Origin of the sequence: Bacillus sp. BD59S (genome assembly GCF_007363175.1) — a bacterium.
Taxonomy (GTDB): Bacteria; Bacillota; Bacilli; order Bacillales; family Bacillaceae_G; genus Bacillus_A; species Bacillus_A pacificus.
Genome location: NZ_CP034686.1, coordinates 2,709,404 through 2,721,386 on the forward strand (window position 1 = coordinate 2,709,404; position 11,983 = coordinate 2,721,386).

At 35.6% G+C, this 11,983-nt stretch carries 13 protein-coding genes and 2 pseudogenes; 5 read left to right on the plus strand and 10 right to left on the minus strand.

The annotated features are described in order from the left end of the window. The first annotated feature begins 2 nt into the window (after positions 1 to 2). Positions 3 to 1,946: a tetracycline resistance ribosomal protection protein gene (tet, locus tag EKQ63_RS16065; protein WP_087953267.1), complete on the plus strand. Its 1,944-nt coding sequence runs from the start codon at positions 3 to 5 to the stop codon at positions 1,944 to 1,946. Positions 1,947 to 1,993: 47 nt separating this feature from the next. Here tet and EKQ63_RS16070 read toward each other — a convergent pair. Next, positions 1,994 to 2,215, minus strand: a pseudogene (locus EKQ63_RS16070) (alpha/beta hydrolase); the annotation flags it as partial. Here EKQ63_RS16070 and EKQ63_RS30715 point away from each other — a divergent pair. Further along, positions 2,210 to 2,449, plus strand: a pseudogene (locus EKQ63_RS30715) (CPBP family intramembrane glutamate endopeptidase); the annotation flags it as partial. The pseudogenes EKQ63_RS16070 and EKQ63_RS30715 sit on opposite strands and share 6 nt — an antisense overlap. Before the next feature lie 221 nt (positions 2,450 to 2,670). Here EKQ63_RS30715 and EKQ63_RS16080 read toward each other — a convergent pair. Genes EKQ63_RS16080 through EKQ63_RS16095 form a run of 4 tightly spaced genes read right to left on the minus strand, consistent with a single transcriptional unit; the run spans position 2,671 to position 5,421 of the window. Next, positions 2,671 to 3,612 (minus strand): serine hydrolase domain-containing protein, encoded by a 942-nt coding sequence (locus EKQ63_RS16080; protein ID WP_143881257.1) that lies wholly within the window; start codon positions 3,610 to 3,612, stop codon positions 2,671 to 2,673. A gap of 24 nt (positions 3,613 to 3,636) precedes the next feature. Further along, the gene (locus EKQ63_RS16085; protein ID WP_143881258.1) at positions 3,637 to 4,515 is read right to left on the minus strand and encodes an AraC family transcriptional regulator; all 879 of its coding nucleotides are present in this window, start codon (positions 4,513 to 4,515) and stop codon (positions 3,637 to 3,639) included. 49 nt (positions 4,516 to 4,564) lie between these two features. After that, positions 4,565 to 5,035, minus strand: coding sequence for a GNAT family N-acetyltransferase (locus EKQ63_RS16090; protein WP_088327544.1), 471 nt, complete (start codon positions 5,033 to 5,035; stop codon positions 4,565 to 4,567). 17 nt (positions 5,036 to 5,052) lie between these two features. Continuing rightward, positions 5,053 to 5,421: a DUF3980 domain-containing protein gene (locus EKQ63_RS16095; RefSeq protein ID WP_223290803.1), complete on the minus strand. Its 369-nt coding sequence runs from the start codon at positions 5,419 to 5,421 to the stop codon at positions 5,053 to 5,055. A gap of 129 nt (positions 5,422 to 5,550) precedes the next feature. Here EKQ63_RS16095 and EKQ63_RS16100 point away from each other — a divergent pair, with 129 nt between their 5' ends. After that, positions 5,551 to 6,018 (plus strand): NUDIX hydrolase, encoded by a 468-nt coding sequence (locus EKQ63_RS16100; RefSeq protein WP_087953257.1) that lies wholly within the window; start codon positions 5,551 to 5,553, stop codon positions 6,016 to 6,018. 18 nt (positions 6,019 to 6,036) lie between these two features. Here EKQ63_RS16100 and EKQ63_RS16105 read toward each other — a convergent pair whose 3' ends face one another. Beyond that, positions 6,037 to 6,948, minus strand: coding sequence for a DMT family transporter (locus tag EKQ63_RS16105; RefSeq protein WP_000832969.1), 912 nt, complete (start codon positions 6,946 to 6,948; stop codon positions 6,037 to 6,039). Between the two features lie 124 nt (positions 6,949 to 7,072). On the opposite strand from EKQ63_RS16105, the gene EKQ63_RS16110 reads away from it, so the two are divergent. Both EKQ63_RS16110 and EKQ63_RS16115 read left to right on the plus strand, forming a co-directional pair. Continuing rightward, positions 7,073 to 8,515: a MocR-like pyridoxine biosynthesis transcription factor PdxR gene (locus tag EKQ63_RS16110; RefSeq protein WP_143881260.1), complete on the plus strand. Its 1,443-nt coding sequence runs from the start codon at positions 7,073 to 7,075 to the stop codon at positions 8,513 to 8,515. 80 nt (positions 8,516 to 8,595) lie between these two features. Continuing rightward, the gene (locus tag EKQ63_RS16115; RefSeq protein WP_087953254.1) at positions 8,596 to 9,036 is read left to right on the plus strand and encodes a YaiI/YqxD family protein; all 441 of its coding nucleotides are present in this window, start codon (positions 8,596 to 8,598) and stop codon (positions 9,034 to 9,036) included. Between the two features lie 76 nt (positions 9,037 to 9,112). Here the strand turns inward: EKQ63_RS16115 and EKQ63_RS16120 are convergent, their stop codons facing one another. From EKQ63_RS16120 to EKQ63_RS16135, 4 genes are all read right to left on the minus strand, one after another. Further along, a complete protein-coding gene (locus EKQ63_RS16120) occupies positions 9,113 to 9,427 on the minus strand; it encodes a DUF3892 domain-containing protein (RefSeq protein ID WP_087953253.1) in 315 nt (104 codons plus the stop codon). Between the two features lie 80 nt (positions 9,428 to 9,507). Beyond that, the gene (locus tag EKQ63_RS16125; RefSeq protein WP_087953252.1) at positions 9,508 to 10,332 is read right to left on the minus strand and encodes a DUF2785 domain-containing protein; all 825 of its coding nucleotides are present in this window, start codon (positions 10,330 to 10,332) and stop codon (positions 9,508 to 9,510) included. 117 nt (positions 10,333 to 10,449) lie between these two features. Then, positions 10,450 to 11,121, minus strand: coding sequence for a nucleoside/nucleotide kinase family protein (locus EKQ63_RS16130; protein WP_087953251.1), 672 nt, complete (start codon positions 11,119 to 11,121; stop codon positions 10,450 to 10,452). A 109-nt stretch (positions 11,122 to 11,230) separates the two neighbouring features. Continuing rightward, on the minus strand, positions 11,231 to 11,974 hold the full coding sequence (locus EKQ63_RS16135) for a metallophosphoesterase family protein (protein WP_143881261.1): 744 nt from the start codon (positions 11,972 to 11,974) through the stop codon (positions 11,231 to 11,233). Between the last annotated feature and the right edge of the window lie 9 nt (positions 11,975 to 11,983).

Below are 11,983 nucleotides of genomic sequence, written 5' to 3' on the forward strand. Positions count from 1 at the left end.
ATATGACAACAATAAATATAGGGATTGTCGCGCACGTAGACGCTGGCAAGACGAGTTTGACTGAGCGTATTCTTTATGAAACGAATGTGATTAAAGAAGTTGGGCGAGTAGATAGTGGTAATACGCAAACTGACTCAATGGAATTAGAGAGACAACGCGGCATTACGATTAAAGCGTCTGTCGTTTCTTTCTGTATCAATGACTTAAAAGTAAATGTCATTGATACACCTGGACACGCTGATTTTATCGCTGAAGTGGAGCGATCATTCCGCGTTTTAGACGGTGCAATCTTAGTTATTTCTGCTGTTGAAGGCGTGCAAGCACAAACGAAGATTGTAATGCGGACATTACAGAAACTAAATATACCGACTATACTTTTTGTTAATAAAATAGACCGTAGTGGCGCGAATACTGAAAAAGTTATGAAACAAATAAAAGAGATGCTTTCAAATGAAGCATTCCCCTTCTACTCTGTAGAAAACGAAGGAACAAAGGAAGCACGGATTATTGAATGTAGATCATATGACGATTGTATTGAACTGCTAGCATCATATAATGAATCATTACTTGAGTCATATGTAAATAACGAAATAATACCGGACGCACTTTTAAGAAAAGAGCTAGAAAAACAAATACAGAAAGCAAATGTGTATCCAATCTTTTTCGGTTCAGCCATGACAGGCATGGGCGTACCTGAACTACTTGAAAATATTTCAGCCTTACTTCCAGCTAATATTTCGTCTCAAGATGAAGAATTATCCGGTATTGTATTTAAAATTGAACGTGAACCTTCTGGGGAAAAGATTGCATATGTAAGAGTTTTTTCAGGTAGTTTACACGTTAGAAAATATGTGGATATACAACGGGATCAGTCTCTACCACATAAGGAAAAGATTAAAAAAATGTGCATATTTCATAATGGAGATGCCTTACAAACTTCTACCGTTCCTAGCGGAGAATTTTGTAAAATGTGGGGAGTGAGTGATATAAAAATTGGTGATATTATCGGTAAACGGACGGATTATATAAAGGATATTCACTTTGCCGAACCACAAATGGAAGCTGCTATTGATGCGGTGCCTACGGAACGAATTCATGATTTATACGCTGCTCTTATGGAACTATGTGAAGAAGATCCACTCATTAAAGTGTGGAAAGACGATGTTCATAATGAACTATATATTCGCCTTTTCGGTGAAGTACAAAAAGAAGTCATTGAAACGACTCTTTTTGAGAAATATAATTTGCAGGTTACTTTTTCAAATACACGAGTTGTATGTATTGAAAAACCAATTGGCATTGGGAATTCGGTTGAAGTAATGGATGAAAAAGCGAATCCATTTTACGCAACAGTCGGATTCAAGGTTGAACGTGGTGAGCTAAATTCTGGCATAACATATACATTAGGCGTTGAACTTGGCTCACTACCTTTAGCATTTCATAAAGCGATTGAAGATACTGTATTTCAAACGTTAAAACAAGGTTTGTACGGATGGGAAGTTACGGATATTATCGTTACGTTAACACATACTGGCTATGCTAGTCCTGTTACAACAGCGAGTGACTTTAGAAATTTAACACCGCTCGTTTTAATGGATGCTTTAAAGAAAGCTGAAACATATGTATATGAACCAGTAAATGAGTTTGAATTAACTGTACCTGAGCATGCAATTAGTACTGCAATGTATAAGCTCGCTGCCATTTCAGCAACTTTTGCAGAGCCTATATTCAATAATGATTCTTATCAATTAACAGGCTCATTACCTGTTGCGAAAACAGAGAATTTTAAGCGCATGCTCCATTCATTTACAGAAGGAGAAGGTATATTTACAACGAAGCCAGCTGGTTTCACAAAGATTATGGCTCCCTTCCCTATTCGAAAACGTGTTGATTATAATCCGCTGAATCGTAAGGATTATTTGCTTCATGTTTTGAAGGCTTATTAAATAAAAAAGAGGTGCAAATTGCACCTCTTTTTTTATGTATTGATAGATTAGTTTGTCCTAATAACTTCTTTAAGTTTTTCTAATACTTTTATTATCGCTTCAATTGAATTTTTTGTTTCAAATTCCCCAACATTTACAGAATGATTTGCGTTTTTGACAACTTCAATCTGTAAATTCGTTTTATGTAACTGATCAATTTGGTCCGAATTGTATTGGTGATCTTTATCCCCAATTACTAAAAGCCCTTCATGATTACTATGCAAATAGGAATATTAAGTTATCTCTCTTTATTATTTATATTATCTATAATTTTAACGTACACGAGAGAATATGGCGGTTCTGTAATATCACCCGCAATTTTACATGGTATGTTTAATGTATTTTATTTAACAGATGTCGTACAAAACAAGTGGGATGCCAGCCTAATAGAATTAATTAAATTTACCTTACTAGCAATTGTGCTGGGCACGATTTATCTTATACTTCACAAAGTTAAAAAATAGTTAAACAGCTAAGAAAAAAAGATGTTTCTTCTTTTAGTTGAAAGCAGCTTTAATAGATTATAAAGTACTTCAACACCTTGCAATTATTTAATAATCGTATAGGTGTTGAAGTTTTATAATCTTAGTTACATAATTTTGTTATCACCACACTTTTTTCTATCATGAAGAACAAAACAAGTTTAACTAAACCTTTCATTCTTATTTTTATAAAAATAACCATATTAATCTTTTAAATAAGGAAGTATGCACCCTTTAATCAATTCCCATCTATCCCGTGCATTCGGCATAGCTTTAGAAGCAATTACTACAACCAAATCCTGCTTCGGAATACAACAAATCACATTCCCACCATCGCCCATTGCACAGTATGAAAAGATTCCATCTTCTTCTCGTAACCACCATAAGTAACCATATTGATTTTGGTTCATTTCTGTCGATTCTTTTATCCATGATTTTGATAGTATTTGTTTTCCATTATGATTACCTTCATTCAAATACAGCTGTCCAAACTTAACCATATCTTTAACTGTTAACGCTAGTCCCCAGCCTCCTGTCGAAATACCATTTGGATCATGAACCCATCCTTTTACATCTTTTCCGAATAAGTCATCAAATCCAAACGCTTTCATATTGTAGTTTGGAATTTCTCTCATGCCGAGTGGCTGAAATAGCTGTTCATTCGCAAATTCACGCGCACTTTTTCCTGTTACGCTCGTAATAATTGCTGATAATAAATGAGCTCCTGCAGATGAATATTTAAAAGATCCAATTTCTCCGCCGTTTCCTATCCTATTTAACGTATATTGTATCCAATCTTGTTGTGTACATAGTTCTTCTAACGGTTCCTGCCAGTCTACGAATGGATGTGGAGCTGTCATCGTTAGAAGATGGCGTACTGTTACTTCAGATGAATAAACGTTATATTCCGGGAAAAACTCTATTACTCTTTGAGCAACGCTTTTTATATAGCCCTTATCTATACATATCCCAATTAGCGCAGAGATTATCGTTTTTGTGACTGACGCTATGTGAAATGCATCATCTGGACCATAACCGTTATAATATTTTTCAAAAATAACATTACCTTTCTGCACTACTAACATACCATTCATATTTTCATATTCTTCTTTTATAATCTGATCTAACTTTTCAGCAGTTTTCATTATTCTTTCCCCTTTAACCTATAATTAAAAAGGTTCGATAGGTACATATATGTCAACTATATGTTTATGCTTTGGATGCTGCTTTGGGTCATTTCTATATACTTCAAAAGGATACGAGTCTCTCGGTTTATATCCGCTATTTGGCAGCCACTCACCATATATAAAGTCCCACGCTCCCTTATATTCATCTTGGAATATTTCAAAAAGTCCTACTGCATACTTGCCTGAAGGTATTACCATTATTCCTATGTCGTTCGTTTCTATTACGGATTCATCTGGAATTGTTATACATAAACTTGTTCTTAAATGATAGTCCTCAGTAAATTCATGATGATCGTGGTAAATGGTTAATACTTTCGTATCCTCAAATACATGATAGTTTTGCTCAGATGCGTAATGAAATAGTTTCTCTATCATTTCAGTTAACTCTTCGTATGTACCTGTATGTCTTATGTATGCGACGTTTATATTATCCGCTGTTACGATTTCAACATTACCTCGAACCTTCTTACATTCATTGTATTGAGGAATTCCCCTTACGTCTTTGCAATTCTTGCTATTGTCGTTTCGATATTGAGACGGACTTACTCCATAATAATTTTTAAATGTACGGGAGAAAACTGCTGAATCTGTGAACCCAAAATGATAAGCGATATCAGTAATCGTCATATCCGATCGGTATGTAAGAAGGTTTGTTGCCCTTTCTAACTTCAAGCGATTCACATACCGAGATAACGGCTCGTCTACTATTCCTTTAAAAATTCTATGAAAATGAAACTTTGAAAATCCTGCTACATTGGCTAGCTCTTCAATGGATAGTGAACTATCTATGTTGGATTCTATATAATCTTGAACTGTATGTATGCGTCTTACATACTCATTTCTACTTTGTTTATTCTCCATACTTGTTATCTCCTCACAACAAAAAGGCTAACTTTTCGCTAGCCTACTTTTACACCTGTTTCAAAAATAAAACTCTACTACCGCCGTTCCCATCATAATTTGTATGTACCGATACACCCTCTACCTCATCATCCCCAGCCTCAATTCGAAAACCGATTTCTTGATGAAACTGTATCGATTTTTTATTAACTGGTGACGTAATTGCTTTTACAACTTTACGATTATTTGCACGTGCGACATCAAAGAAATACGAATACAATGTCGATGCAATTCCTCTTCTTCTATACTTCGGATTTACCCCGATAAAATGAACGTACGCTTCCTCTTTATGCGTTTGCGAAAAGAATCCGCATAAGAAACCTAACGTTTCGCCCTCTTCTTCAATGATAAAACTCGTTTCTTGAAAGTGAACGAAAAACAATTTTGGTAACATGGCAGCCATATCTCTCCCGCCCCACCAATCATTTAAAACAGAATGAATCTTTACATAATCTTCCCCTTGTATGTTTCTTACTCGCATATGTTTCTCCCTCTCACTCACTTCATTTTTTCATAAATCTTAATGACTGTTTCTACTAATAAGATGAATACCCAAATACCGCAAAATACAAGTACAGACTGGAATATCGATCCAATAATAATAACACCGACTGCACCTGATCCTGAAATTGATACTTCTCCAAATCCTGGGTCATGTATAAGAGATCCGGCAGAAAAAGCCATTAAAATAGATCCTATTAAATAAATCACACTCATTATTTTTAATATCTTTATAGAAAGATACGAAGTTTGTTCTTGCTCCACTTGTGATAATTCGATTTCTTCACTCGCAATTCCTTTTTGCAAACAGTCTTCACACAAAAATTCTTCCTTAATTTTTTTACCACCGTGCAACGCACCTGTTATTTCTTTACACCTTCAACATTTTCGATTTATCATGTTGTTATCACTCCAATCTATTAAGATTATACTTATATAATCCTATACTTACCTTAATATTCCTTTTATGTATTTTATAGAGAAAGGTCGTGTTTTATAATTTCAAAACTCACGTTTGGCTTGAAAAAACCTACCGTTCATTATGAATTAAGACCTAGTTGTTATGCGATTATTTTTCAATCATCTTCTTTAAAGATTGCTGTTATCCAAAAAGGAGACCGTTATTTTTTACCTGGCGGCGGTATGGAAGGTAACGAAACAAAAGATGAATGTTTACATCGCGAACTACTAGAGGAATTAGGTTGGACAATTGGAATTGATCAATATATCGGTAATGCAGTGCGATATTTTTATGCGGAAAAGGAAGATACATATTATTTAAATGATGGGTTCTTTTATATTGCGAACATGGTGCAGAAACAAACTGAAAGCTGCGAGGAGGATTATGTTCTAAGGTGGATGTCTCCATTACATGCTATAGAATATTTACTTCATGATCATCAAAAATGGGCTGTTGAACAAGCGCTTTTATTACGAAAACAAAAAGGATCTCCTTCTATATGAAAGAGATCTTTTTTACTGTTAACTTACCTTTTTCAAATTGAGAGCTGGCTTTTTGATTCCACCTTTTTTTACAACATATAAACCGATGAAGATAATAAGACCGCCAACGAGTTGCATCATGTTTATTTGCTCTCCAATTGTTACAGCCGCAAAGATAACTGCGAATAATGGAACAAGATACATGTATACCATTACTTTCGTTGAGCCTATTTGACTAATACCGACATACCACATCGCAAGTCCGAAGATTGTCGCGAAGACGATTGAATATGCTAGTGAACCCCAACTTGGCATGTCTACTGGCCACGTTAATGTGTTTACGTTGAATAAACAGTATATAACGAGAGGTACAATTCCAATTAAAGTAGACCATGATGTGACTCTCATTGCGGAGTATTTTGTAATAAGAGGTTGCGCTAATATCGGATACCATCCCCACGCAATTGCTGCGACTAATCCAATTATATTACCGAGCCATGCATACTCGTAAGTAGCTCCTCCCGTATGCCCTGTTAATAAAACAAATGCTGCACCAATAAATGCTACTATTGAACCAATCTGTACTTTCATCGAAAAACGTTCTTGTTTGTGCAATACCGCTAATATCCCTGTAAATATAGGTGACATCGCAATTAATAATGAGGCGTTCGTTGCTGAAGTATATTTTACAGATAGCATAAACATCGTTTGATACATTGTCGTACCAACGATACCGACTGCTACTAATCGTAACCAATCTTTTCTTTCAATGCGTAATGAGCGTTCCATTAAAAATGTAATAAGTAATAATACCGGTGATGCTACTAAAAATCGTAAACTATTAAATTGAATGGATGACATATATGCCACGCCATACTTTCCAATTGTATAATTCGCTCCCCATACTAATGCTACTGATACTAGGAGCCATTCCATTTGCCATCGTTTCATCCGAATCTCCCCTTCCATATTTAGCATAGTAAAATTGGCTGGATATAACACCGTCCAATTGGCTGTTTTTTTACCCAGCCAATTTGTTATACTGAATGTATATAAGAGTTACGGAGGCGTTTTTATGGAATGGAAGCTAGATAGCGACAGTAAAATCCCTATTTATCAGCAAGTTGTTGACTTTATTGAAAAACGTATTACATATGGAGAACTTCCTCCAGGTAGCTTCCTCCCTTCCGAACGGAAATTAGCTACACAGTTAAATGTAAACCGTAGTACAGTAACGACTGCTTATAATGAACTTCGTGCTATGGGAATTGTAGAAAGTACGACTGGTAAAGGAACACGCGTGAGTACACATATGTGGGGTGTTTCTCCAACATTAACGCCGAACTGGAGAAATTTCGTAGAAGGTGGTACGTTCTTACCAAACTTACCGTTACTTCGCCATATTCGGGCAGAAGTACAACAAAATAAAAATATTATTGATTTTGCAAACGGAGAGCTCGGTTGTAATCTTTATCCCCACGATCAACTACAAACAATTTTACGAGAACAACCGTTAACGCATTCATTAAGTTACGATCACCCGCAAGGCTATCTCCCGCTCAGACAAGCGGTCGTAAAATATATGAAGGAATATTTAAAAGTTGAAGCGACTGAACAATCCATTATGATTACATCTGGCGCACAGCAAGCACTTCACCTTATCGTACAATGTTTATTAAATCCAGGTGATGCTGTCGCTTTCGAAAGTCCATCACACTGCTATTCCTTACCGTTATTCCAATCAGCAGGTATTCGTATTTTCCCATTACCTGTCGATGAACACGGTATTAATCCGGATGATGTGCAAGAGCTATATAGAAAGCATCGTATTAAAATGATTTTTTTAAATCCAAACTTCCAAAATCCTACGGGCACAATGCTGCATCCAAACCGTAGAAAAAAACTATTATCACTTTGTGCAGACTTACGAATTGCGATTGTTGAAGATGATCCTTCTAGTTTACTTACGTTAGAAAAGAAACTACCTTGCCCTACTTTGAAATCGATTGATGAAAATGGAACAGTCATTTATGTACATTCCTTATCAAAAATGATTGCGCCAGGATTACGGGTTGGCTGGCTTGTCGCTCCGCAATCGGTAGTTGAGCGTTTATCTGACGCAAGGCACCAAATGGAATTAGGAATGAGCATTTTCCCGCAGTGGCTTATGCAGCAGTTTTTTGAAACTGTACCATTTCAGTCTCATATCGTACCGTTACGAAAACAACTAGCAGAAAAAAGAGACGTTATCGTTCGCGCTCTAAACGAGCAACTTCACGATAAAATCTCTTTTTCAAACCCGACCGGCGGTATATACATATGGGGAAAACTAAAAGAACCGATAAACGAAAAACAACTTATTATGCAAAGTTTAAAACAAGAAATCGCCTTTATGCCGGGGAGTATTTTCGGCGCGAAAGACGGTTATATTCGTTTATCTTATGGAAAAGTGAATATTGATCAAATTGAGGAAGGGATTTCTCGTTTACGTGAGGCTATTTTGGTTTGTGAAAAGTAACTTTAGATACAAACCCTCGTTTGACAAAACCTAAATCTACCATTATCATCAACACGAACCTAGTTATAGGAGTGATACCAATGAAAATCTATGTTGATGCAGATGCTTGCCCTGTAAAAGATGTGATTATTTTTGAAGCTACGAAGGCAGAAATTCCTGTTACCCTCGTTACAAGCTTTTCTCATTATTCTAATGCAGAGCAGCCTAAAGGCGTAGAAACAATTTATGTGGATTCTGGAGCAGATGCTGCGGATTACCGGATTATGCAGTTAGCAAAAAAAGAAGATTTAATCATAACACAAGATTATGGTCTTGCTTCGCTTGCTTTAGCAAAAGGCTGTATCGTACTACACCATAAAGGCTATAAGTATACGAATGATAACATTGAACAATTGTTACAAACACGCTATTTAAGTGCAATGGTTCGCAAAAGTGGTAAACGTACAAAGGGACCGAAACCATTTACAGCAGAAGATAAAGAGAAATTTAGAGTGCTCTTTAAAAGTATGATCGCACTGTAGAAATAAACCGTCTATTTGTAGAGAAAGAAAAGAAGAGAATATCCAAACGAACATTCTCTTCTTCAGGTTTACCCGTTTAAAATGAAGGTAAATTATCTAAGTTATTTTCTTTTATCTCATCAGGTTCACTTCGTATAATATCTCTACCATACTTATGAAATACGTCCACATGAGCTAACTTCCCAGATTTTGCTTCATTAAGAGCAGTCATATAATCTAACTCTCTCCCGCTACTTGTTTTAAACGCTATTAAATCTCCATCATCATTTTTACGAACGGCAACTATTTGTTCTGCTCCTGAAGTAACTTCCTGAGCTATTTCAAATTGAGCTTGCTCTTCCCCTTGATGTAAATAATCATTATACACTTTTTCAAAGTCTTTTTTGTCCATAAAACTCACCTCCAACACATTTTATTAGTATGGTTGGGATGTAGTGGTTTTATGTACTTTTCTCTTAGAAAAACGTATTTTTAATACCTACGCAACCCCTTCAAAGTCTCCAATATATCATCTGTAAAGGCTGTAATACCTTCTGTCTCTAAAACTCTGAAATAAAAACTTCTTAAGAAAGTTCTAATATTTTGTACTAAAATAGCATGCTGCGGATGTCGGATGTCTTCAACAGTTGCTATACTATGTAACCAATTGCTCCACTCTTCTTCAGTTAAAAGATTTTGGTTACGTAACGACATAATTGGCGCTACTAATCTCTCATCCTCAAAGTGAATGTATACGTATTCATGTAAGCGTACCTTCTGACGAACGGCAGCTAGTATTGCATATGAGAACTCACGATTTTGAATTGTACGTGCTAAAGCATCGAGCGCATCCGCTGCATGTGCAGTAGAATGTGCCCAGCCTTTTCCTTCTACGTAACCTCTTACATCTTCTTCTAAATATACATATTCCAACACTTGTTCTGCCACACTGTACAGTTGCTCTTCAGATAACAGTGGTTCTCTTTCATGAACAGATAAAATAAGTGGTGGAATTAATACGGAGAATGCACGTTTAAATACAGAATCTGTTCCCTTTTCACCAATTTTATAAAATAAATAATCAGGGCTAATTGCTTGCAGCATTAATCCTCGTAACTCTTTTTGTCTAAATACATCATTTGTAATCCATTTGTGAAGCGTACTATATATCAAATCATCACGCAGTTCAGCATCAGGTGATCCGATATAATCTAACATCCACTGGGCATATGGATATGCATCTACGTCTTCTGGTACAGCATAATTATTATTTTTAATTTGTAGTAGTTCTTCTTTTAGTTCTAGTACTTCATTCATTATATTTCTTGTCCCCTTTTTGCGTTTTTTATTGTCTTATCCCCTTTTATTTGCTTCATAAAATTAATTTAATTATAACAATAAACAAAAGGCTATACATATATTTCTGATTATGTATTACGCTCTTTCATGAAATATAACTTCTGGATTTTCTAAATCACTATTCTGAAATATAACATCCGTACACTCTTTCGGATTATGCTCATCTATATACATCTTACAGGCCGCATGATATCTGTTTAAAAACATTTTCTCTGCTTCTTCATAACTTCCAAAAGCCTCAGCCTCGCGCTTTGCACCACGTTTTCTCGCAATCTCAAAATCTGTATCTACAAAGATTTTGTAATCAAATAAATGCGCAACGTCTTTTTTCAATAGAAACGTTCCATCTACTATTAATATCATATTTTGCGTGGCCACTAGTGGCTCATTATGTATAGGCATATCTGTTATTAAGTTATGAGAAATCGTTTCATACTGTAAATTCCCGTTAGGTCCTAAAGGCATTAATAATCTTTCTTTGAAAGCTGTATAATCGTGTGCATCTTCATAATACCCTCTTGCAGATTCTTTTCCTTTTGCATAGCGAATCACTCTTGGATTATGAAAATCATCAATACTGGCGCGTGTTACTGGTAATCCTCGTTTTTTTATTTCTTCCGCTAGTTCGTTTGCAAATGTTGTTTTTCCTGATGCTGTAATACCACTTACTCCAACTCTTGTTGGATAGGTTAAGTTTAGCTTTAAAATATGATCTGCAATTTCTTTGATTCGTTGTTTTCGGTTCATGATATCTCCCTTTATAATTAGTTTACATAATATAATTACAAGTAACAATTTATGTCACTATTTGTCGGTAAATCGATATCCTTTGGTGAATCGTTGATATATTATTAGCTTACTTCCCCTTAAACCCTCGATATAAAGCAGTCCGTAACTCTTGTTTGTATTCTGCAATCTCTGGCATATCAATTTCTTCTGCTAATCGAATTGCCAATTCAATATCATACGGTACACGTACGAGTTGTATGGAAAAGCTCGCTGCTTCTTTTTCATTGTAAATCCCTTCGAATATTAAATAAGAAGCTTGTGTAATTTCAAGCGGATTTCCTACACTACCAGCATTACATAATGTTTTCCCTCTGAAATTTTGAACGAATGCTTGGTGAACGTCACCGTAGCAAACGACATCTGGTTTTCTTTCCCCTTCTATATTCTCTGTGAGATCACTATTTTCGAACATACTCATACGTTCTTCTCTTGAAGCGTGTGGTTGAATTCTTTCATATAAACTTCTCGGTGACGCGTGGAACATACGAATGAGTTTGCCGCTCATATAAAACTCAATCGAAAATGGTAAGCTTCTTAAATAGTCATTTTGTTCTTCTGATAATTGTTTTTGATGCCATTTTAACGCTTCAAATTCAGTCGGTTTTGTAATGAAATCATCCCAGTTCCCCATTACAACTCCTTCACATTCTTTACGAATGATTTCAATTACTTCGCTAGAATGAGGACCTTTTCCTACTAAATCTCCAAGACAAATAATGCGTTCGATTTCCCTCAATTTAATATCTTGGAGTACCGATTCTAAAGCTGGAATATTACCATGTATATCTGAAATTACCGCAATTTTTTCCATATGTATTCC